The organism is Streptomyces sp. NPDC107538 (assembly GCF_055657445.1).
Window position 1 is genome coordinate 1 of sequence record NZ_JBVKAY010000003.1, and the last position, 21333, is coordinate 21333.

Annotated in this window: 18 protein-coding genes and 2 tRNA genes; 9 read left to right on the forward strand and 11 right to left on the reverse strand. The window is 70.5% G+C overall.

Annotation, left to right across the window (positions count from 1 at the left end; genetic code table 11):
• Window positions 1-979: 979 nt before the first annotated feature.
• Entirely contained in the window at window positions 980-1429 is a 450-nt protein-coding gene (locus tag ACZ7MG_RS10510) for a GntR family transcriptional regulator (RefSeq protein ID WP_471382660.1), read from the reverse strand.
• Window positions 1430-1590: 161 nt separating this feature from the next.
• Between ACZ7MG_RS10510 and ACZ7MG_RS10515 the strand changes: the two genes are divergently transcribed.
• The 7 genes from ACZ7MG_RS10515 to ACZ7MG_RS10545 all read left to right on the forward strand — a co-directional run bounded on the left by ACZ7MG_RS10515 (window position 1591) and on the right by ACZ7MG_RS10545 (window position 7552).
• Window positions 1591-1974, forward strand: a complete 384-nt coding sequence (locus ACZ7MG_RS10515; RefSeq protein WP_471382658.1) for an SCO3933 family regulatory protein — start codon at window positions 1591-1593, stop codon at window positions 1972-1974.
• A 161-nt stretch (window positions 1975-2135) separates the two neighbouring features.
• The gene (locus tag ACZ7MG_RS10520) at window positions 2136-3548 is read left to right on the forward strand and encodes an FtsK/SpoIIIE domain-containing protein (protein ID WP_471382656.1); all 1413 of its coding nucleotides are present in this window, start codon (window positions 2136-2138) and stop codon (window positions 3546-3548) included.
• A gap of 13 nt (window positions 3549-3561) precedes the next feature.
• Window positions 3562-3732 (forward strand): hypothetical protein, encoded by a 171-nt coding sequence (locus ACZ7MG_RS10525; protein WP_471382654.1) that lies wholly within the window; start codon window positions 3562-3564, stop codon window positions 3730-3732.
• 48 nt (window positions 3733-3780) lie between these two features.
• Window positions 3781-4530, forward strand: a complete 750-nt coding sequence (locus ACZ7MG_RS10530; protein WP_471382652.1) for a DUF2637 domain-containing protein — start codon at window positions 3781-3783, stop codon at window positions 4528-4530.
• 132 nt (window positions 4531-4662) lie between these two features.
• Entirely contained in the window at window positions 4663-6120 is a 1458-nt protein-coding gene (locus ACZ7MG_RS10535) for a replication initiator (protein ID WP_471382650.1), read from the forward strand.
• On the forward strand, window positions 6117-6299 hold the full coding sequence (locus ACZ7MG_RS10540; RefSeq protein WP_249639482.1) for a helix-turn-helix domain-containing protein: 183 nt from the start codon (window positions 6117-6119) through the stop codon (window positions 6297-6299). Before ACZ7MG_RS10535 ends, ACZ7MG_RS10540 begins: the two co-directional genes overlap by 4 nt.
• Window positions 6299-7552, forward strand: coding sequence for a site-specific integrase (locus tag ACZ7MG_RS10545; protein WP_471382648.1), 1254 nt, complete (start codon window positions 6299-6301; stop codon window positions 7550-7552). The genes ACZ7MG_RS10540 and ACZ7MG_RS10545 overlap by 1 nt, the downstream gene beginning before the upstream one ends.
• 115 nt (window positions 7553-7667) lie before the next feature.
• Here ACZ7MG_RS10545 and ACZ7MG_RS10550 read toward each other — a convergent pair whose 3' ends face one another.
• The 4 genes from ACZ7MG_RS10550 to ACZ7MG_RS10565 all read right to left on the reverse strand — a co-directional run bounded on the left by ACZ7MG_RS10550 (window position 7668) and on the right by ACZ7MG_RS10565 (window position 9023).
• Entirely contained in the window at window positions 7668-7844 is a 177-nt protein-coding gene (locus ACZ7MG_RS10550; RefSeq protein WP_401306052.1) for a hypothetical protein, read from the reverse strand.
• Window positions 7845-7849: 5 nt separating this feature from the next.
• Window positions 7850-8062 carry a DUF2188 domain-containing protein gene (locus ACZ7MG_RS10555; RefSeq protein ID WP_401306054.1) on the reverse strand — a complete coding sequence of 71 codons (213 nt, stop codon included), beginning with the start codon at window positions 8060-8062 and terminating at the stop codon, window positions 7850-7852.
• Between the two features lie 597 nt (window positions 8063-8659).
• Window positions 8660-8732: transfer RNA gene (locus ACZ7MG_RS10560), tRNA-Arg, on the reverse strand.
• Window positions 8733-8932: 200 nt separating this feature from the next.
• Window positions 8933-9023: transfer RNA gene (locus tag ACZ7MG_RS10565), tRNA-Ser, on the reverse strand.
• Between the two features lie 234 nt (window positions 9024-9257).
• Here ACZ7MG_RS10565 and ACZ7MG_RS10570 point away from each other — a divergent pair.
• Complete coding sequence (locus ACZ7MG_RS10570) at window positions 9258-9776, forward strand: SSI family serine proteinase inhibitor (RefSeq protein ID WP_471382647.1); 519 nt, start codon at window positions 9258-9260, stop codon at window positions 9774-9776.
• A gap of 347 nt (window positions 9777-10123) precedes the next feature.
• Window positions 10124-15283 (forward strand): PAS domain-containing protein, encoded by a 5160-nt coding sequence (locus tag ACZ7MG_RS10575; protein ID WP_471382646.1) that lies wholly within the window; start codon window positions 10124-10126, stop codon window positions 15281-15283.
• 69 nt (window positions 15284-15352) lie between these two features.
• On the opposite strand, the gene ACZ7MG_RS10580 is transcribed toward ACZ7MG_RS10575, so the two are convergent.
• From ACZ7MG_RS10580 to ACZ7MG_RS10605, 6 genes are all read right to left on the reverse strand, one after another.
• Window positions 15353-17011 carry a long-chain fatty acid--CoA ligase gene (locus tag ACZ7MG_RS10580; protein ID WP_471382644.1) on the reverse strand — a complete coding sequence of 553 codons (1659 nt, stop codon included), beginning with the start codon at window positions 17009-17011 and terminating at the stop codon, window positions 15353-15355.
• Between the two features lie 157 nt (window positions 17012-17168).
• Window positions 17169-17795, reverse strand: coding sequence for a SigE family RNA polymerase sigma factor (locus ACZ7MG_RS10585; protein ID WP_471382642.1), 627 nt, complete (start codon window positions 17793-17795; stop codon window positions 17169-17171).
• Between the two features lie 236 nt (window positions 17796-18031).
• Window positions 18032-19198: a lipid-transfer protein gene (locus ACZ7MG_RS10590; protein WP_471382641.1), complete on the reverse strand. Its 1167-nt coding sequence runs from the start codon at window positions 19196-19198 to the stop codon at window positions 18032-18034.
• On the reverse strand, window positions 19195-19638 hold the full coding sequence (locus ACZ7MG_RS10595; RefSeq protein WP_471382639.1) for a MaoC/PaaZ C-terminal domain-containing protein: 444 nt from the start codon (window positions 19636-19638) through the stop codon (window positions 19195-19197). The genes ACZ7MG_RS10590 and ACZ7MG_RS10595 overlap by 4 nt, the downstream gene beginning before the upstream one ends.
• On the reverse strand, window positions 19635-20585 hold the full coding sequence (locus ACZ7MG_RS10600) for a bifunctional MaoC family dehydratase N-terminal/OB-fold nucleic acid binding domain-containing protein (RefSeq protein WP_471382637.1): 951 nt from the start codon (window positions 20583-20585) through the stop codon (window positions 19635-19637). The genes ACZ7MG_RS10595 and ACZ7MG_RS10600 overlap by 4 nt, the downstream gene beginning before the upstream one ends.
• Window positions 20586-20816: 231 nt before the next feature.
• On the reverse strand, window positions 20817-21122 hold the full coding sequence (locus ACZ7MG_RS10605; protein ID WP_471382636.1) for a hypothetical protein: 306 nt from the start codon (window positions 21120-21122) through the stop codon (window positions 20817-20819).
• Between the last annotated feature and the right edge of the window lie 211 nt (window positions 21123-21333).

Here is a 21333-nt window from a genome sequence, read left to right on the forward strand (position 1 = left end):
GCGTTGGGGGGGGGGGGAGGGGTTTTTGTGTGGTTCTGGGGGGTTTTTCTTGGGTCTGGGGCGGGGGGGGGTGGTCCTTTTCCGGGGGTTGGCGGAAACGGGGAGCCAGCGTCTCCTGGTCCCCCCCCCCCCCGCGGCCCGCGCCAGCGGGCCGCCTTGATCCAGTAAAGAAACTTTGGACAGCTCGCCCCTTCGGTCGCTTCGGCCACTAGGTGGCGGGCTGTTTCGACGCGTTCGGCATATCTCATCCGCACTATTGCCGTTTCAATCCGTTCTGTTCGCCGGATCGCCGTTCTCTATCCACAGATCCCGCCATGTCTGATGTCCCTGCTGAAGTTATCCACAGGCATGCCAGCCGGGCGCGGGCCGTCGGAAAGGAGGAGCGGGGTGCGCTATCTGACGGATCATCATCTTCTGCTGATCGCACGCGATTCACGCCGGAGAGCGTGGAGCCTATGCCCACCGAAGGCGGTAGATGTGACTCAAGCCACACATCTGACCGTCACACGCTCAGCCCTTTCGGCACCTGTAGCCAGTGAGAGTCCGGATCCTCTGGGAATTTCCGGAGGGCTACGGCCCAGGGCAACGGAGGTGGAGCGAGTGGGAGATGACTGGCGTGCTCTGTGCCGGTCACAGCAGCCGATTGCTTCCCGTCAGGCGGTGCGATCCCGCGACTGCGCCGCCCGCACGACGGAAGGTCACGAGGGATTTTCCTGCCCGCTCCCGCCCGGCGGGCACGTGGGTTGCGGCAGGAGGACCGGTTTCAGCAGGCTTCCCGGACGAGCGGCCGAATGGTGCACGCGTGCTTCGCCAGAACGGGCCACCAAGGGGTTTCACGAGGCGACACGGATGAACGGCACAGCGACGGACGGGGAAACGGTGGACGAGCGGGAGATCGCAGCGCTGGAAGCGGACGTGGAGCAACTATCCATCGAGATAGCCGAGTTCGCGGAGCTGATGCGGCGGGCGGCGCAGGAACTCAACTCTCTTGCTCGTCGATGCGGTCTGCCATCTTCTGCATCAGAGTGACCATCTTGGCCATGTCCTGCTTCAGCCCTGCCAGTTCATGTTTCAGCTCCTCCACCTCCATGGCGAGGTTGAAGTAGCGAGTCTCGGAAGGCGTTGGCTTGGGGGGCGTGCTCTCGGGTGCACCCTCTTCGGCCTGTTCGCCCTGAACCTGCTCGGGTTCGCCTTCGGGCCGGCGCACGAAACTGCCCCTGCCCTGGACGCCGTAGATGAGTCCCTCGTTCTTGAGCATGCGGAACGCGTTCTGCACGGTGGCGCTGGCGATGCCGAACTTCTCCTGCAGTTCCCGCGACGGGGGGATCTGGTCACCGGGCTTCAGGACGCCGGTCTGAATCTGGCGTCGCAGGTACTCGGCGACCTGCACATAGGGGGGCCGGTGGTCCCGATCGAGGGGCAGTGTCATGGCCGCAGGATACGGCCACCCAGCTAGATCACGCGGGAGTACCAGCAAACTCCCACTCTCGGCGTTTCAGTTGCCTAGCGTTGCAGCCAACTGAAACATGTGGTTGTATCTGGTCCTGGCCGGAGACCACCGGTCACCCCTGCAGAAAGGGCCTCACTGTCATGGCCAGGACCGTTATCCGTGTGCACGTGCTGGACTCCACGAACGTCATGGTCGGCACACCGACGGTGCCGAAGTGGAAGGACCAGGAGAACGGCGTCCGCGCGGTGGACTTCGAGACCGGTGCGCCGCTGTGCACCCTGACTCTTTTCGTGATGGAGGGCGAGCGCGCCGAGGCGATCAAGGTGACCGTCCCGCACACCGGTCTGCCCAACGGCCTGCACCCGGGCCGGTTCGTCCGCCCTGTGGACCTCTTCGCGAGCCCGTGGGCGCGGATCTTCAACGATCAGCTTCAGGAAGGCGTGGCCTACCGCTGCTCTGCGCTGGAACTCGTCGACGGTCACGTGCAGCAGGACGTGGCCGCGCCCGAGTCCGCTGCGGCGTGACGCCGCTCCCCGCATGGCTGGGGTGAAACCCCAGATGGCAGCCGCCCGTTCGCCATCTTCATCGACGGAGCGGCTGCCCCTCCGGGGCATGCGCCCCCATCCCTTGTGCTCCTCCGCGCGTCCGGTGCCGCGCGTTTCCTGAACGACACGAAGGAAGACTGGTGAACGAACTCAACGAAGCGGCTGGTTGGCTCCGCGGGGCAACGTGGCTGGGACTCGGACTGATCGCCCTGTGGGCCGTGATCTGGGTCGTCCGCTACCTGCGGGCGTCGCCGATGGAGCGGATCAGTATCCGACAGGCGATACGGATTCGCTGGGGCTGGAAGCGGCTCGCCCAGATGTGCGGACTGTCGGTCACGGACAAGATGCCCACCCCCCTGGCCTCGCTCGCGAACACGGACGGCACGCCGCCCACGCCCCGGGTCCTGGTTCCGGCCCTCAAGGTCACGCCGGACGCCTTCGGAGTGATGGCGTGGGCCAACTGCTTGCCGAAGGTGGGTCTGGCGGAGTTCCAGAAGGCCGCCCCCTACCTGGCGGACGCCTGGCGCATGACGCGGGTGTCCGCACTACCCGGGGACAGGCCCGGACAGGTCCTGCTGCGCGGGGTGCGGGTGGACCCACTGATCGTGCCGACCGTGCACGTGCCCACCGGCCGCCCTCCGGAGGAGCACGCGAAATGGGACCTGGGGGTCGACGAGTTCGGCATGCCCGTCGTCGTACCCCTCAGGGAAGTACCCGGCATGGCTGTCGGCGGCCTGCCGGGCTTCGGGAAGACCTCGTGCGTGAACCGGCTGGTGTGCGACTGGGCACCCTCGCCGGCCGTGCAGTTCGTCTTCTTCGACGGCAAGGTTTACCACGCCTATGAGGGCGACTACGCCGACCTCGTCCAGCGGGCGTTCGCGTTCTGCGGCGACGACCTGGAGCAGGCGAACAAGCTGTTGAAGGAACTGGTGCAGCTGCGCCGCGCCCGCTCCGCCTCCATCCGCAGCGTCCTGGGCGTGAAGAACATGTGGCACGTCGGCCCGTCCGCCGACTGGCCACTGATCGTCATCGTCATCGACGAAGCCCACACCTACTTCCGCGACCACAAGGGCTCCGACCCGGCCACCAGGAAGCTCGCCGCGTTCGCAGCGGACAACGCCCGCTTGACGGAGGACCTGGTGAAGAAGGGCCGTTCGGTCGGCTTCCTGACCGTACTGACCACGCAGAAGACCACCGGGGACGCCATCCCGACCTTCATCCGGGACGTGTGCCCGGTCGGGCTGTCCTTCGCGCAGAAGACCGCGGATGCCGCCGTGGCCGCGCTCGGCGACGACATCCGCGAGTGGCCCGACGCCAGCCCGGTCAACCTTCAGGACCCCGCCTACGTCGGTGTCGCGGTCATGTCCCAGCACGGGCGCCCCGGCTTCGTACGCATCCGTACCCCCTACGTCGCCGACGAAGACGCCGTCCGCATCGCCGAGCAGACCGCCCACCTGACGCAGCACCCGGCCCGGCTGCTGGAGAGCCTGACCGGCCGCCCGGTGGTGGACCTCACCAAGCCCGACCCCGAGCCCCCGGCAAAGGCGGCCTGACATGCGCCGCGTCATGAGGATCTACATCCGGCACATGCGCAGGGCAATCACCGCCCAGGACTTTGACATGGCTGGTCGGATCGGTATCGCCGCTTACCGCGTCGCCAATGCCAGCGAACGCCGGGTTCTGGAGACCTACCTCGGGCCGAACGCCGCCCACCGGGCCGGCCTCGACCGCGACTGACCCCCTGCTCGTGCCCTCAACTCGTCCTGGAAGGAGGTGAAACCCCTCATGTCAGAAGACCGGATCACTCAGCGCACGATCACCGTGGTCATGGCAGTCATCGCCCTGCTGGCGTTCGTGTTCTCCTTCGGCAACGTCTGGAACCTCGCCCTGCGCCTGGGCGTCCCCAACCCGATCGCACCGCTGATCGCCCCCATGGTCGACCTGTCCGTCCTCGGTCTCCTGGTCGCCCTGCGCTACCTGTCCCTGCGCGGCGTCCCCGCCGACGCCCTCAAGGGCGCGACCCGGCTGATGCACACCTCCGGCTTCTTCACTCTCGCCCTCAACATCGCCGAACCCATCATCGCCGGGCACTACGGCCGCGCCTGCGTCGACGCGGTCGCCCCGCTGCTCCTACTCGGCTGGGGCGCTGTCGGCCCGGCGCTACTGCGCCACTTCCACGCCGTCGCCACCCCAGCCGGTGTACCGGCTGGACACCCGGCCCCCGTAGCCCTTCCAGAGCCGAGCAGGGAAACCGTGCCGGAGAACGACCCGACCGAAGCCGCTCCTGCCCCGGAGCCGCCTGCCCCCGAACCGGCGATGCCCCTGGCTCCCGCCCCGTTGGCCCCCGCCCTCTCTCCAGTCTCTGCGCCGCATTCACCGGTCAAGGTGGCCCCGGCCCTGCTCGACGCCGCCCGCGAGATCGCCGACGCCCACCGCGCCGCACACGGCCAGCCGATCACCGCACCCCAGCTCAAGGCTCGCCTCGGCGTAAGCCTGCCTCTGGCCGCCGCCGCACACGCGGCCCTGACGGCCTGAACCTCCCGCCGGCCTCCCGGCGCTCCTCCTCCCTGGCCCCCTGGGCCTGCCCCGTCACGCCCTCGGGCAGCACCCAACCCCGCCCTCAGTGCTGCCCGAAACCCTCCATCAGCGGAAAGGACGCACCTTCCGATGCCCCGTGACCTCGACCTGCGGCACGTGATCAGCCCCGCTGCCCGGGACCTGATCGAGCTGGCCAACCTCGGCGACTTCGACCGCACCCGCGACCAGGTCTCCCGCCTGCGCGGCTGCACCCGCCCGGTCAACCTCGTCGGCCACACCCACACCCGCGACGCAGCCACCGGCGAAACGATCCGCTCATACTCCACCAGCGACGAACCCACCGGACGCCTGCTGACCACCTGCGGCAACCGCCGCACCTCCCGCTGCGCCACCTGCTCCCGCGTCTACGCCGCCGACACCTACCACCTCATCCGCGCCGGACTCTCCGGCGGCAAGAACGTCCCCGAAACCGTCCGCTCCCACCCTCGCGTCTTCGCCACGCTCACCGCCCCTTCGTTCGGACCCGTCCACAACCGGCCCACCACCAAGGACGGCAAGCCGCAGCCCTGCCGCTGCGGCGAGCACCACGCAGACGACGCCCCAGCACTCGGCACACCACTGCACCCGGCCTCCTACGACTACACCGGCGCCGTGCTGTGGAACGCCCACGCCGGAGCCCTGTGGGCCCGCTTCACCCTCAACCTCCGCCGCGCCCTGGCCGCCCACTTCGGCATCACGCAGAAGGACATGAAGCAGGTTTTGCGGGTGTCCTTCGCCAAGGTCGCCGAGTACCAGAAGCGCGGCCTGGTCCACTTCCACGCCGTCATCCGCTTCGACGGCCCCGACGGCCACACCAGCTCTCCGCCGTCCTGGGCCACCGTGGACGACCTCACCCACGCCATCCGCGCCGCAGTCCCCCGCACCGCGCTCACCGTCGCCTCCGACACCGTCGGGGACCACGAGATCCGCTGGGGACAGATGCTCGACGTACAGAAGATCACCGCGCTCGGCGACGGCGAACTCACCGACGCCGCCGTGGCCGGATACATCGCCAAGTACGCCACCAAGAGCGCTGAGGACTCCGGCACCGTCGACCGTTCCCTGGTCTGCCGCACCTGCTCCGGCCACGGCACCGTCGGCGACCGTATTCGGGACCTGTGCCCCGACTGCGAAGGCACCCGCCAGGCCGAACCCCTGCGGGAGCTGCCCGTCCACCAGCACGTTCGACAAATGATCCGCACCGCCTGGGACCTCGGTGGCCTGCCCGAATTCGCGGACCTCAAGCTCTGCAAGTGGGCCCACATGCTCGGCTTCCGCGGCCACTTCTCCACCAAGTCTCGCGCCTACTCCACCACCCTCGGCGCCCTCCGCGACGTACGCCGCGCCTGGCGCCTCGCCCAAGCCGAAGCAGCCCGCACCCGCGCCGGCATCCCCGCGCCCACCCCGGACACCGTCCTCGTCACCGAAGCCTCCTGGGCCTACCTCGCCTCGGGCTACCGCCCCGGCGAAGAACTCCTCGCCAACCAGACCCGCCACGACATCAACCAGGCCCAACGCCGCAAGCACGAAGGGCTGGAGCCTGCATGACGACCGCCGTACTCACCGTGGACCAGGTCGCGACGCGCCTCGGCATCAGCCGCTGGAAGGTCCACGACCTGATCCGCTCCCGCGAACTCGCCTCCTTCAAGATCGGCCGCTGCCGCCGCATCAGCGAAACCGCACTGGACGCCTATGTATCCCTCCGCACCGAACAGGAAGCCGCCTGATGGCCACGCCGAAGAAGAACGCCAACAACGAGGGCACCATCTACCAGCGCAAGGACGGCCGTTGGGAAGGCAGCGCCTACGTACTGACGACGGACGGCACGTACAAGCGGCGCAGCGTCTACGGCAAGACCTGGGACGAGGCGCACGAGAAGCTGACCAAGCTCAAGGCCGACTCTCTCAACGGTCTCCCGGTCGCCACCAGCAAAATGACGATCGCCGAGTACCTGACGTACTGGCTGACGAACATCGCCAAGAACAAGGTCCGCAAGACCACGTACGTCAACTACGAGTCGCTGGTGCGCAACTACGTCACCCCGGAGTTCGGCAGGAAGAAGCTGGTCCGGCTTACCGCTCGCGACATCCGCGCCTTCCTCGCGAAGACTGCGGTCGCCTGCCAGTGCTGCGCACAGGGCAAGGACAAGAAGCGGCCAGAGCACAAGCGGCGCTGCTGCGCCCTCGGCAAGTGCTGCAAGAAGCTCCCGTCTGATCGGACCGTGCGCTTCCTGCTGGTGATCATGCGTGCCGCTCTCCAGCACGCCGTACGCGAAGACGAGTTGCCCCGCAATGTGGCCCGGAACGTGGAGCTGAGCATGGGAACGAAGCGCGAGATCGAACCGCTCTCGGTGAGGGAGGGGCGTCAGCTCCTTGCGGCGGCCCGAGACAACCGGCTATGGGCCGCGTACGAAATGGCGGTCCGTATCGGCCTGCGGCGCGGCGAGGTGCTCGGGCTGCGCTGGTCAGACGTGGATCTCCACGAAGGCGTCCTCACCGTGCGGCAGGCCCTACAGCGGGTCGGCGGCGAGTTGCTGATCGTCGCGCCCAAGACACAGCGCTCGGCCCGCCGCGTGGCTCTCCCTGGCGAGTGTGTAACCGCGCTCCGGGCTCAGCACGCCCAGCAGATCGCCGACAGGAAGGCGGCGGGCCACAACTGGAAGGGGACGGGTCACGGCCTCGTCTTCACCACCAAGAACGGAACCCCCATCGAGCCGCGCAACCTGAACCGCTCCTTCGAGGTGCTGAGCCTCCGCGCCGGCGTCCGCAAGGTCCGCTTTCACGACCTGCGCCACACCTGCGCGTCTCTCCTCCACGAACAGGGCGCCGACGCCCGCATGATCATGGAAGTCCTCGGCCACAGCTCGATCCGCGTGACCATGGACATCTACACGTTCGTACGGCTCGACTCGCAGCGCTCGGCGTTCGATCGAGTGGGGGATGCCCTGCGGAAGGACGACGACACGAAGCCGGGTGCATAGACGGAGGCGCAGTCGAGGCTCTGACCGGAACCCATTGTGGCTCCGCACATTCCGGCGCTTAAGACGGAGTCCCCGCCGCGTTGGTAGGGGCTCCGTCTCAGAACGGACTACCTGATCAGCCGCTGATCAGGTCGATGGTTTCGACCCGAGCGGACCGGATTCTGAGCGTCACGACGACGTCACCGTCGCTGTCGACCGCGTAGAAGTCGATGAAGTCGCCAACGGTCTTGAACCCGGAGGCTTCGACCTCGCGCTTCCCGCTGAAGTCCTTATTGATCACGTACTTGTCCATCGCGATCAGCCCTTCGACTTCTTCGGGTCACTGCCCGGCGGGACGGTGTTCTGCTCTCGCACCTGACCGTTCGTGCCCCGGATGCGTAGTTCTCCGCCACCGTCGTTGGCCAAGATCTCCTTGGCACGCGCGGCCGCCTCAGCCTGAGTCGGCAGAACGGCGCTGGCTCGTTCAGCCCCAGGCTTCGTCACTGCCCAGCCGTCGTCGCGCTTCGACACGTCCCGAATGTTGGGTTGCCCTGTCATGAAACATCCGTTTCCGAGATCGGACGCGCAGGACGGCCATCTTGGAGGAACCAAGAGACGGCGATAGGGTCCGAAGGCGCGACCAACGCATCAGGCCCCATCCACGCGCCCAACCTCAAGTTGGGCCCCGGCTGGGGCCTGTTTTGGTTTGGCGGATCAAGTGAAGCACCCCAGACGACCCGTCAGCAAGCAAGGACACCCCAACATGTACCGGGAAATGGGGAGCCCACCACAACATCTTGTGTTTCAGACGAGAGCTCGACACCAGGATACCGGCGCCCACTGACAGTGAGGGTGGCCCAACGGAGACGAAGGGAATCCGAAGCGACAGCGGCCCTCACCTACGCAGACCCTCGATGATCCAGACTCGCGGTCGGGACCGTGATGTGAGCCAGAGGCGGGCGGGCACGCACCGGCCGACCGCACGATCTCGACTGCTCCACAAAAGATGCGTGCTCCGACGACTCACGGTCGCACCAGTCACGGCTGGAGACGGTTGCCGTCAAACACTGCCGTCAACGCAAAAGCCAGAGGCCCTAAGGAGTGATCCTTAGGGCCTCTGGTCTGCTGTGCACTCGGCAGGATTCGAACCTGCAACCTTCTGATCCGTAGTCAGATGCTCTATCCGTTAAGCTACGAGTGCTTGTTTTGTTTTCTGCCGGTCCTGGGTCTTTCGGCCCGCTCGCGGCGACAGGAAGAACATTACATGACTGCCGTCGTCATGTGAAATCCGTTTGCCATAGCCCTTGTGACCTGGGAAAACGCCCTTCTGGGGCGGTACCGGGGCGAGGGTGGGAACGACGAAGCCCCGGTCGGATGGACCGGGGCTTCGGTGATCACGCGCGGAGGCGGAGGGATTTGAACCCTCGATGGGATTGAAGTCCCAAACCGCATTAGCAGTGCGGCGCCATAGACCGGACTAGGCGACGCCTCCAGCACAACCTCCCGCGCGAGCGCGAGTGGTGCGTGCAGATGATGACACAGCCGAGTGGGCTGTCACCAATCGCCTCCCACGGTACTAGGCGGAGAGGCCGCAGGGCAAAGCCGTATGGCACGTCGGGAGCGGTGCGGCAGTGGTTCGGGGGAGGTTCGGGGGGAGGTCGCGGGTGCGACGGGCCCGGGCGGGCCGGCGCCGCAACCGTGGGGCGCGCGTGGCGTTAGTCAGGTCATGAGTCAGTTCACCCCGCCCAGCCCTCCCTCCGCGCTCCCCGGCCGCCCCTCCACCCTCGGCCGGCTGTTCCTCGGCGCCGCCGCCTCGCTCGCCGCGGCCGCCGCCGGCACGCTCACGCCGGTTGCGCCGGAGGCGTACGCCGCCGATGCGCTGTCGCGGGCCTCACTCCCCATGCCCGCGTCCGGCCCCGGCGACCGGCTGTCCGTCACCGTGCGCGGAGTCGGAGGTGGCGCGGACGGGACCTTCGAACTGCGCTGCCACCCCGAGGGCGGCACCCACCCGGCCGTGCGGGACGCCTGCGGTCGGCTCGACCGGCGCACCACCTGGGGGACGGACCCGTTCGCCCCGGTCCGGCCCGGCACCGTGTGCACGATGCAGTACGGCGGTCAAGCCACCGCGCATGTCACCGGGACCTGGGCCGGCCGCCGCGTCGACGCCCGCTTCGACCGCGGCAACGGCTGCGAGATCGCCCGCTGGGACGCGATGGTCCCCGTACTGCCGGCCCCCCACGCCTAGGAGGAGGGAGGAGCGAGGAGGGAGAAGAAGGCGCAGGAGAAGAGGGGGAGAGGAACAGACAGGAATCAGCCACCTGGGCGGTGGTGTGGACCCGCCCCTCGACAGTCGTGCATGGCCCGTACATATGTGCCGCCGTCCCGGTCCTCCGGCAAAACACACGGTCACGGCATCCGCGTTCGTACAGTCACGGCATCTCCGTATGTTCGGTGTGCGACCTCCCTCTCATCCGGCGTCGCGAGCGCAACCTCTGCCCGTAGACTCCCTCGCGTGACACGTTGCGGGCCGGTTGGCAAGATGGCCGAAGGCCCAGCGGTCGGCAAGGTGCGGTAACAGGGAGGAAGCGTCTCGTGAGCAGCAGGCCATCCCGAGGCGCTGCTCGCCTCGCAGCCATACTGGACGCGCTGCCCGATGCGTTGGTGCTGGTCAACGCCAACGGGACCGTCGTCAACGCCAACACGATCGCGCTGGAGGCCTTCGAGGCCCCCGGGACCGCGTTGGTCGGACGCGGCCTGCTGGATCTGCTGCCGGAGTTCGACTCACGGCTCATCCCGGGTTCCATGCGGCGACCCGACACCATGGACCCGACCGGGCGGACCAAGCCGACCCGGATGACCGCCCGCCGGACCGACGGCAGCGAGTTCCCGGTCGAGGTCACAAGCGCGAATCTGGAGAACGGCCAGCAGGCGTACGACGGTTACGGCTACACCAACGACGAGCTGCTCATGCTGGTCGTACGGGATCTTTCGGGCACCGTCGACACCGAGGCCGAACTCGCGCGTTCGCAACGGCAGACCGAGATGATCCTGCGGGCCGCGTCCGAGGGCGTGGTCGGGACGGACACGGACGGGCGGATCGTTCTCGTCAACCCGGCTGCCGCCCAAATACTGGGTTACCGGGCCAGTGACCTCGGCGGACGCGAGCTGCACACGCTCGTGCTGCACTCCCGCGAGGACGGCGCCCCCTTCCCGTACGGCGAGTCGCCGCTCGCGGACACCCTGAAGTCCGGGCGCAAGCACCGGGTGCGCGGGCAGGTGTTGTGGGCGAAGAACGGCGAGAAGGTGTCGGTCGATCTGACGACCGCACCGGTGCGTGACGGGGATCAGCTCGTCGGCGCGGTGATGACGTTCACCGACCGGCGGCCGTACGACAAGCTCGCCGAGGAGAAGGACGCCGAGGCCGAGACGCACGCGGAGGAGCTGGAGCGGCTCGCCAAGGAGCACGCGGAGGAACTCGCCGGGGTGCGCGAGGAGCACGCCGCCGAGCTGGCCGAGCTGAGCGAGCAGCACGCCGAGGAACTCGCCGCCGGGGACGAGCGGTACGCGGCGCTCGGCGAGCGGGAGAAGGACCGGTACGAGGCGCTGGCCGCGCGGCACGAGCAGCTGCTCGCCGTGCTGGGCACCTCGCTGCGCGGCCCCCTCGACCAGCTCCGCAGCGAACTGGGCACACTCGCCGCCGACGACGCCGGACAGCTGTGGCCCGAGGCCAACCAGGTGCTGCACCATCTGACCGCCGGGTACTCGCGGATCACGACCCTCATCGACAACGTCCTCGGCTATCAGCGGATCGACGCCGGCGAGGACGGCCTCGTCCGTACGGCCGTCATGCTCGACGCGGTCGTCGCGGCCGGTGTCGACGGGGCCGTGGAGCTGGTCGGGCCGGGGCGGGTGCAGTTCGCCGTGCACGCGCCGCCCATCGAGGCCGAGGTGGACCAGGTACGGCTCGCGACCGCGCTCGCCCACCTCATCGCGGATGTCGCCGGTGTCGACGCGACGGGCAACGCGCCCATGTCCGCCGGCGGCTACATGGACAACACCGTCGTCGTGGCCGCCGCGCAGCGCGGTGAGGTCGTCCGGATCGAGGTGCGCGGGCCGTACGCCGGGGGAGACCCGGTGCATCAGCCGATCGTCCAGGGGATCGTGCGGGCCCACGGTGGTGTGCTCCAGACGGTCGAGGTGCCGGGGATGAGCGGCAGCGCGTATGTGCTGGAGGTGCCGCTCGGCGGCGGTGCCGGTGCCGTGCCCGCGCAGGCACTGCCTCCCGCCGTGGTCGCCGAGGCCGGCTCCGGGGCCGTGGCCACCGGTGCCGAGGTCGCCCTGCCCGAGCAGGCCCCCGCCGGTGGCGGGCGGCGCCGGGCCCGGCGGTCGTCGGTGGACGCGTTCCTGGAGAGCGAGGACGCACCCGAGGCCCACGAGGTCGAGGCCGCCGCCCCGACCGGACGGCGCCGGCGCAGGGCGGAGGACGCCGGGGTCGCCGCGAACGGGGTGAACGGGGTTCAGCCCGTCGGTGCCGGTGAGGGTCCCGTACCCGCGCCGGGCGGCGAGGCCGAGGGCGCCGGGGGTACCGGGCGGCGCCGTGGGCAGGTCGCCTCGGCCGAGGGTGCCGGGGGGCCCGTGGCCGCCGAGGGCGCGGTCGTCATGGCCGCGGAACACGCCGCGGGTGCCGCCGCGACCGCCAGCGGGCTGGGCGGGACGGTGCCGCCGCAGGGGGTGCCCGCGCCCAGTGGACGGCGCGCGCGCCGGGAGCCCGCCGCACAGAACGCCCTGCCGCCGGCGCTGCCCGCCGGGCCCAGCCCGGTCACCGACGCGACCGCCACCACCGCCACCGACGCCGGTTCCGGTTCCGGTTCCGGTTCCGGCGAGGGGGCCGGTGCACAGCAGCCCACCGGGCGCCGTCGTCGTGCCCTCGCCGCCGCGGAGGAGCGCCCCGCCGCGCCCGAGCCGGGTGCGCGAGCCGTCTTCGCCCTGCCGCCGGCCGAGGCCGACCGGGGCCCCGAGTACGCCCAGGCCGCCGCGCTCGGTCCGGTTCCGCTGCCCGCGGGCCCGGGTACGCCCGGCGCGCCCATGCCGATGCCGCTGCCCGCCGGAACCACCGCACCCGCCGGTCCCGTACCGGGCGGGGAGGGGTACGACGGTGAGGGCGGCCCGGGTGCCGCCGGTGCGGGCCAGGGGCCGGGCATGGGCCCGGGTGTCCCAGGTCAGGCCGCCGGTGCCGGGCAGGCTCCCGGTGTGGGCCAAGTCGCCGCCCCGGGCCAGGTGTCGGGCGCCCCGGCCGGTGGTGTCGACGACGGTCGTCATGACGCCGCGGCGCACCACCCGGGCGACGACCACACCCCGCCCCAGCCGCACCCGGTGCCCACCCCGACGGGCCGCCGCCGGGCGGTGCGACAGCCCGCTCCGCAGCAGGGCGACGGCGTCGTCACGATGGCGCCCGCGCAGGGGATGCCGGCCCAGGGCGGTCCTGTTCAGGGGGTCCCCCCGCAGGGCGGGCCGGGGCAGCCGGTGCCCGCGCAGGGCGCCGCGATGGCGGCCGCGCAGCCCGTGGCTGCCCAGGGTGTCCAAGGTGTGCCGGGCGGTCCGCAGCCGGTGGCCGCTCAGGCCATGGGCGCCGCTCCCGGACAGCCCGCCCCAGCAGTCGGCGTCCCGGCCGGGATCGCCGCCGCCCAGGCAGCCGCCGTCCAGGCCCTCCCCGGGCAGGCGGCTCCCGGACAACCCGCCGTCGGACAGCCGGGACAGACCGGCCAGCCCGGACAGGCCGTCGCCGCTCAGGGCGCCGTCCCGCCGCAGGGTGTCCCCGGTGGCCAGCAGCAGGTACCTCCGCAGGGCGGTCCTCTCGGCCATTCCGTCGTCGTACCGGGAGCACCGGGCGTACCAGGAGCACCGGTAGTACCGGGAGTTCACGCCGCACAAGGGGTGCACGCCGCACAAGGGGTGCACGCCGCGCAAGGGGTGCAGGCCAGGCAGGGCGGACAGGGCGCCCAGCAGCCCCAGGGCGCCGCTCGCCCCGTGTCCGCCCCAGGCGTGCCCGGTGCCCAGCAGCCCACCCCCGCCCAGTCCGCTCCCGCTCAGGCCGAGACCCCCGGGGCGCCCCAGCCGCAGCCCCAGTCCTGGCCCGACCCCCGCCATGAGACCTCCGGCGCGGGCATCCCCGTAACCGCTCCGCAGGCCCCGTTGCCGCCGCAGTCCACGCCCTCCTCGGGCACTCCGCTGCCGCCGGAGGTCGCCGTACAGCAGCAGCCGCGTGCCGCGCAGCCGTTGCCCGCCGAAGCCGCGGCCCCGGCGCAGGCTCAAGCACAGGCGCAGGCGCAGGCGCAGGCGCAGGCGCAGGCCGCACCGAAAGCACAGGCACAGGCCACGCCCGCCGCCCCCGTCGACCCCAACTCGACCCACGGACGGGCGATCAGCGTCCGCACCCTCGGCCAGGGCGTCCCCTTCTCCCGCCAGGGAAGCCCGCAAGCCCAAGCCCAGGCACAGGCACAGGCACAGGTCCAAGCGGGTGCCCAGGCCCAGCCCCAGACCGGCGCCACGCCCGCGCCGAACCAGCCCGGCGGCTCCGGCAGGCGCCGCAAGCTCGGGACACCGCCCCAGCCGACCGGGGACCGCCCCGAGTCGGCCGCGCGCCCCCACCCGCAGTCCACGTTGACCAACGGCTCCGGCCTCCGTCTCGCCACCGGCCAGACCCCGCCCCCCGCCCAGGCGGCCCAGGCGGCCCAGGCGGCCCAGGCGGCCCAGGCGGCCCAGCCCCAGCAGGCAGCCACGCAGGCGCCGTCGCCGACGGGCCAGACCCCGCTGCCGGCGCAGCCCTCGCTCGCCGGGCAGGTCCCGCTCCCGCCGCAGCCGTCCCTCGCGGGGCAGTCCCGGCTGGCCGGCCGTACGGAGGGGGCCGGGCGGTCGTACGCCATAGGGGCGCCCGACGAGAACGCGGACGAAGGTCCGGAGCCGCTCGACGGTCCCGGTGGCGCGGTGGAGGTCCCCGACCGGCCGCATCCGCAGCCGATGGACGACGAGTTGCCGCCGGAGCCGCTGGACAACCCGCGTCGGCTGCTGGTGTGGCCCGCGCCGGACGTGACGACCCACCAGGCGCTGAGCGAGCGCGGCTACCGGCCCGTCATCGTGAACTCCCGCGAGGACGTGGACGCCCAGATCGCCGCCTACCCGGCCGCCCTGTTCGTCGACCCGCTGACCGGTCCCATCACCCGCACCGCGCTCCAGTCGCTGCGCCAGGCCGCCGTGGCCGCCGAGGTCCCCGTCCTCGTGACGGCGGGGCTCGGCCAGGCGACACGCGAGGCGGCGTACGGCGCCGATCCGGCGATCCTGTTGAAGGCGCTCGCGCCGCGCGACTCCGAGCAGCACCCGCCGCGTGTCCTGCTCATCGAGGAGCACGCGGAGATCGCGCTCGCCCTGACCGCGACGCTGGAACGGCGTGGCATGCAGGTCGCGCGGGCCGCGTCGGACGCGGACGCCGTGACGCTGGCGGCGCAGATGCGGCCGAACCTCGTGGTGATGGATCTGCTCCAGGTGCACCGCCGCCAGGCCGGAATCATCGACTGGCTGCGCACGAACGGCCAGCTGAACCGCACCCCGCTCGTCGTCTACACCGCCGCCGTCGACCCGTCCGAACTCCCGCGCCTGGCCTCGGGGGAGACGGTCCTCTTCCTCGCGGAACGCTCGACGAGCCCCGACGTCCAGACCCGGATCGTGGACCTGCTGGCACGAGTCGGCACGAACTGAGCCCACAGACAGCAGCAGTTGGGGCGATGTTTCACGTGAAACATCGCCCCAACTGCGTACGGACGCGCCCTAGATCTGCGTCACGTCCAGCGAACCGTCCGCGTACTGCCGACGCAGCACCTTCTTGTCGAACTTGCCCACGCTCGTCTTCGGCACCGACTCGATGATCGTCCAGCGCTCGGGGAGCTGCCACTTGGCGATGTGGCCGTCTTCGGCGAGGAAGGAGCGGAGGGCGGTGAAGTCGGCGGTGGAGCCCTCCTTCAACACGACCGTGGCGAGGGGACGTTCGCCCCACTTCTCGTCCGGTACGGCGACGACGGCGGCCTCGGCGACATCCGGGTGGGCCATGAGGGCGTTCTCCAGCTCGACCGAGGAGATCCACTCGCCGCCGGACTTGATGACGTCCTTGGCGCGGTCGGTGAGGGTGAGGAAGCCGTCGGGACTGATCGTGCCGACGTCACCCGTCTTCAGCCAGCCGTCCTCGCTGAACTTGTCGTCGGGGCGTACGGGTTCGGCGCCCTGCCCGCCGAAGTACGCGCCCGCGATCCAGGGTCCGCGGACCTCCAGCTCACCGGCGGACTCGCCGTCCCAGGGGATGCGCTCGCCGCCGGGGCCGGTGAGACGGGCCTCGACGGAGGCGGGGAAGCGGCCCTGGGTGAGGCGGTAGGCCAGCTCCTCCTCGGAGCCCTCCTCGACATGGGCGGGCGGCCGGGCGATCGTGCCGAGCGGGGAGGTCTCCGTCATGCCCCAGGCGTGGCAGACGCGCATCCCGAGCTTGTCGAAGGCCTGCATCAGGGCCGGCGGGCAGGCCGAGCCGCCGATGGTGACCTGGGTGAGCGAGTCGACCTCGCGCGGGCGGGCGGACAGCTCCGCGAGCAGCCCCTGCCAGATGGTGGGCACGGCGGCGGCGTGCGACGGCTTCAGCGTCTCGATCATCTCGGCGAGCGGGCCGGGCTGCAGGAACCGGTCGGGCATCAGCATGTTGACGCCGGTCATGAAGGTCGCGTGCGGCAGGCCCCAGGCGTTGACGTGGAACTGCGGGACGACGACGAGCGAGAGGTCGGCGTCCGTCAGGCCCATGGACTGGGCCATGTTGACCTGCATGGAGTGCAGATAGATCGAGCGGTGGGAGTAGACGACGCCCTTGGGGTCGCCGGTGGTGCCGGAGGTGTAGCACATGGCCGCGGCGGAGCGCTCGTCCAGCTCGGGCCAGTCGTACGTGGTCGACTTGCCGGCGATCAGGTCCTCGTACTCGTGCACCTGGACGCTCGCGCCGGCGAGCAGCGACCGGTCGCCGGGCCCCGCGACGACGACGTGCTCCACCGGCTTGAGGTGCGGGAGGAGCGGCGCGAGGAGGGGCAGCAGCGAACCGTTGGCGATGATCACGCGGTCGGCGGCATGGTTGACGATCCAGGCGAGCTGCTCGGGGGGCAGCCGCAGGTTGAGGGTGTGGAGGACGGCCCCCATGGAGGGGATCGCGAAGTACGCCTCCACGTGCTCCGAGTTGTTCCACATGAGCGTGGCGATCCGCTCGTCGCCGTCGACGCCGAGGTCCTCGCGCAAGGCGTGGGCCAGCTGCGCGGCACGGGCTCCGATCTCGGCGTAGGAGCGGCGTTCGGGCTCGCCCTCGCCGGTCCAGGTGATCACCTGCGACGTCCCGTGGATGCTCGACCCATGGGTCAGGATCCTGGAGATCAACAGCGGTACGTCCTGCATGGTGCTCAGCACGGCGTCCTCCCGGGGCGGCTCTGCCTACGCGGTGGTAACGGTTGCGCTGATTCTGCTCACATACCGATCGGTATGTCACTAGGGGACAGAATGATCGATCAGAGCGAGCCTCCCGCGAAACAGGTACCGAAAGCCTCTCGGCCAGGCAACGAACGGACTACCGCACGGGTTCCAGCTCGGGGTCCTCGCGCAGCTTGCCCAGCGCGCGGGACACCGCCGACTTCACCGTGCCCACCGAGACACCGAGCACCTCGGCCGTCTGCACCTCGCTGAGGTCCTCGTAGTACCTGAGGACGACCATCGCCCGCTGCCGCGCCGGCAGCTTCATGATCGCCCGCCACATCGCGTCGTGCAGCACCTGCTGCTCGGCCGGGTCGGCGGCCTGGACGCCCTCGGGCTCCGGCAGCTCGTCGCAGGCGAACTCGTCCACCTTGCGCTTGCGCCACTGGGAGGTCCGCGTGTTCAGCAGCGCCCGGCGCACATAGCCGTCGAGGGCCCGGTGGTCCTCGATCCGCTCCCAGGCGACATACGTCTTGGCCAGCGCCGTCTGCAGCAGGTCCTCGGCGTCGCACGGGTTCGCGGTCAGCGACCGGGCGGTCCGCAGCAGCACCGGCTGCCGGGCCTTCACGTACGCCGAGAACGACGGGTACGACAGGTCCGTCCGGCCCGGCAGGGTCGGCCGGGCGGAGTGCGAGCGGGCCGAGTGCGAACGGGCCGGAGTCGTCAGGGTCCGCGGCACTGGTGCAGCGGCCTTCGAAGCGCTGGTGCAGACGGGTGTGGTCATGGCTCCACGCTAGGAGCGGCCCCCGCCCGGCGGATCGGCCGCAGGTCCCGAAGACGAATCCCCCTCAGGTTGTAGGAGTGGGGCGGACCTCACCTACTGGAGGTGGATGAACAGCCCCCAGGTACTGAGGGTGTACCCCTGAGAAACACCTGCCAGGGTTGTACGGCACCGATCACCCCGGCCCCGCCGGTCCCCAGGGTGCCCGAAGTCCCTCCCGGCCGCCACACCCTGACCGCTCACCCGTCCGTCCCCAGCACCAACCCCGAGGTCGGCACCCCCGTCCCCGCGGTGACGAGCACCCGTTCGGCGCCGGGAACCTGGTTCACGGAGGTGCCCCGCAGCTGCCGTACCGCCTCCGCGACGCCGTTCATCCCGTGCAGATACGCCTCGCCGAGCTGCCCGCCGTGGGTGTTGATCGGCAGCCGTTCCGCCGCGACGAAGTCCGCCGCCTCACCCGGCCCGCAGAACCCGAACTCCTCCAGCTGCATGAGCACGAACGGCGTGAAGTGGTCGTAGAGGATGCCCACGTCGAAGTCGCCGGGGCCGAGCCCCGAGGTGCGCCGGAGCTGGCGGGCGACGACGCCCATCTCCGGCAGCCCGGTGAGATCACTGTCGTAGAAGCCGGTCATCTGCTGCTGCGCCCGGCCCGCGCCCTGGGCGGCGGCCACGACCACGGCGGGCGGCCTCGGCAGATCCCGCGCGCGCTCCACCGAGGTCACGACGAGCGCCTGGCCGCCGTCCGTCTCCTGGCAGCAGTCCAGCAGCCGCAGCGGTTCGACGATCCAGCGCGAGGCCGCGTGCTCGTCGAGGGTGAGGGGGCGGCCGTGGAAGTACGCCGCCGGGTTCGTCGCCGCGTACTTGCGGTCGACCACGGCGACGTGACCGAACGCCTCGGGGGTCAGCCCGTACGCGTACAGATAGCGCTGCGCCGCCATCGCCACCCAGGAGGCGGGCGTGAGCAGCCCGAACGGCAGCGTCCAGCCCAGCGCCACGCCCTCCGCCGACGGCTCCCGGTGGCGTACGCCGGCGCCGAACCGCCGCCCCGAGCGCTCGTTGAACGCGCGGTAGCAGACCACGACCTCCGCCACGCCCGTCGCGACCGCCAGCGCCGCCTGCTGCACGGTCGCGCACGCGGCACCGCCGCCGTAGTGGACGCGGGAGAAGAAGGACAGCTCACCGATGCCGGCCGCCTGCGCGACCGTGATCTCCGGGCTGGTGTCCATCGTGAACGTCACCATCCCGTCCACGTCCGCCGGCGCCAGCCCCGCGTCGTCGAGCGCCGCCCGTACCGCCTCCACGGCCAGCCGCAGTTCGCTGCGCCCCGAGTCCTTGGAGAACTCGGTCGCGCCGATCCCGGCGATCGCCGCCCGCCCGCCGAGCCGGTCCCTGGTCCGTACGCTCACCGCGCCTCCCCCAGGGTCACGGTCACCGTGCCGGTGACATGTCTGCCGATGCCGTTCTCGCCGACGACCTTGACCGTGGCCGTGGTCGTGGTCGTGGTCGTACCGCCGCCTTCGATCCCGTCGACCGATGCGACCGCCTCGACCGCCTCGACGGTGCCGGTCAACACCATCGTGTCGCCCGGGTAGTTGGGCGCGCCGAGCCGGATCGCCACCTTGCGGAGCACGGCGGCGGGCCCGAAGTGATCGGTGACATACCGCCCGACCAGCCCGTTCGTCGTCAGGATGTTCATGAAGACGTCCGGCGACCCGCGCCGCCGTGCCAGCTCCGGATCATGGTGTACGTCCTGGTAGTCACGCGAGGCGATCGCCCCCGCGACGACGAGCGTGCGGGTGATCTCGACCTCCAGCGACGGCAGCACCTGCCCGGCCTCGACCCTCATTCCGACGCCACCCCCTTCCCCACCCCGTCCTCCGTCACCCGGAAGAGCGGAAGCTCCAACTCCTCGTCACAGCGCGCGAATTCGAGCCGTACGGGCATCCCGATCCGCACCTTGTCGTACGGCACCCCGATGACATTGCTGACGATGCGCACCCCTTCCGCCAGCTCGATCAGCCCGACCGCGTACGGCGGATCGAAGGCCGGGAAGGGCGGGTGGTGCATGACGACGTACGAGTACACGGTCCCCTCGCCGGACGCCTCGACCGTGTCCCACTCGGGCGACCCGCACGCGTTGCAGCCCGGCAGCCAGGGAAGGCGGAGGCCGGCGCAGCCGGCGCAGCGCTGGATGAGGAGCCGGTGGCGCGAGACGCCGTCCCAGAAGCCGGAGTTGTCGCGATTGACGACGGGGCGGGGGCGGCGGGGACGCTCCTGGGGCGGGGGCGTCCTGGGTTGCGGCGTCCTTGGCTGGTGAACGGGCGCGTACTTGAGGATCCGGAAGCGATGGGTGCCGACGAGTTCGTCGCCCACCCGCACATCCGTCCGGGTCGTGACGAAGTGCCCAGTTCCCAGCCGGGTGGCCTTCCGGTCCGACACCGACTCGACGACCGAGTCGAACGTGATCTCGTCCCCCGGCCGCAGCGCCCGCAGATACTCCTGCTCGCAGTCAGTGGCGACGACGGAGGTGTACCCGGCGCCGTCGAGCAGCGCGAGAAGTTCGTCGTACGCCGGCGCGCGGGTCTTGTGCCCGCTCAGGCCGCCCATCGTCCACACCTGAAGCATGGTGGGTGGGGCGACGGCGTCCGGCCCGGTGTACGCGGGGTTGGTGTCACCCATGGCCTCGCACCAGTGCCTGATCATGGGCGAGTTGACGGGATCCTTGCCATGGCCGCCGAGGACGGCCGTGCGCCCCTCGTAGGCCTTGAGCCGTACGGACAGGTCCTCGACCATCGTGCCGCAGCCCCCTCGGACGAATCTGACTGTCCGTCAGATTGAAGGAACTGTCGCCGGAACTGTCAAGGTCGCCGAACACGCCTGTGCGGCGGTGCCGAAGCACCGCCGCACAGGCGTGTCACACCCCACAAACACGTCCCACACGTCCTGCGTGCGAGGGCCGGGCCTTGTCAGGACCGGGGCGACCTCATCCACGCACCCCGGGCCACCGACCCGCCCCCGACGGGTTCACCAGAGGTTGGTGAAGTTGACGACGGCGTTCTCCTGGTCGATGGCCGTGTAGCCGGAGCCGTTGACCTGGGCGGTGTTGTTCTGGTTCGAGGCGCCCGAGCCGTTCGCCTGCTGCTGCGAGGTCGACGAGTTGCCGTTGTTGTCCTGGCCGACACCGCTGCCGACGATGTTCGCCACGCCGGCGTTCGATCCGTTGTCCGCGAACGAGCCGTTGTCGGCCGTCGCCACGCCGGTGAACAGGGCGGCGGCGATCGGGAGCGCCGAGACGGCGGCGAGAACGCGGGCGGTACGGATGCTTGCCATGTGCATTTCCTCCAGGGACTTTCACACAAGTACGGGTTGCCCCGGGGCAGTTGGCCGGCCGCCTCGGTGCGGGTCTTCGACGTCGCGAATCAAGAGTTGCCCACCGAATCCCCGGCGAACCACCCCGGAAGGCCTCATTCCCCCTGAAGCGTGATGACAAGTCGATAAACCCCCTTGGATCAAGGAACTCCCAGCTCAGCCCGGATGAGAC

Excerpts from the sequence above, each read along its gene's own strand:
- ACZ7MG_RS10585 (WP_471382642.1), bottom strand. The coding sequence starts at position 17,795 with ATGACCACACCCGTCTGCACCAGCGCTTCGAAGGCCGCTGCACCAGTG.
- ACZ7MG_RS10510 (WP_471382660.1), bottom strand. The coding sequence starts at position 1,429 with ATGACACTGCCCCTCGATCGGGACCACCGGCCCCCCTATGTGCAGGTC.
- ACZ7MG_RS10515 (WP_471382658.1), top strand. The coding sequence starts at position 1,591 with ATGGCCAGGACCGTTATCCGTGTGCACGTGCTGGACTCCACGAACGTC.
- ACZ7MG_RS10535 (WP_471382650.1), top strand. The coding sequence starts at position 4,663 with ATGCCCCGTGACCTCGACCTGCGGCACGTGATCAGCCCCGCTGCCCGG.
- ACZ7MG_RS10525 (WP_471382654.1), top strand. The coding sequence starts at position 3,562 with ATGAGGATCTACATCCGGCACATGCGCAGGGCAATCACCGCCCAGGAC.
- ACZ7MG_RS10600 (WP_471382637.1), bottom strand. The coding sequence starts at position 20,585 with ATGGTCGAGGACCTGTCCGTACGGCTCAAGGCCTACGAGGGGCGCACG.
- ACZ7MG_RS10550 (WP_401306052.1), bottom strand. The coding sequence starts at position 7,844 with ATGGACAAGTACGTGATCAATAAGGACTTCAGCGGGAAGCGCGAGGTC.
- ACZ7MG_RS10545 (WP_471382648.1), top strand. The coding sequence starts at position 6,299 with ATGGCCACGCCGAAGAAGAACGCCAACAACGAGGGCACCATCTACCAG.
- ACZ7MG_RS10570 (WP_471382647.1), top strand. The coding sequence starts at position 9,258 with ATGAGTCAGTTCACCCCGCCCAGCCCTCCCTCCGCGCTCCCCGGCCGC.
- ACZ7MG_RS10540 (WP_249639482.1), top strand. The coding sequence starts at position 6,117 with ATGACGACCGCCGTACTCACCGTGGACCAGGTCGCGACGCGCCTCGGC.
- ACZ7MG_RS10530 (WP_471382652.1), top strand. The coding sequence starts at position 3,781 with ATGTCAGAAGACCGGATCACTCAGCGCACGATCACCGTGGTCATGGCA.
- ACZ7MG_RS10595 (WP_471382639.1), bottom strand. The coding sequence starts at position 19,638 with ATGAGGGTCGAGGCCGGGCAGGTGCTGCCGTCGCTGGAGGTCGAGATC.
- ACZ7MG_RS10605 (WP_471382636.1), bottom strand. The coding sequence starts at position 21,122 with ATGGCAAGCATCCGTACCGCCCGCGTTCTCGCCGCCGTCTCGGCGCTC.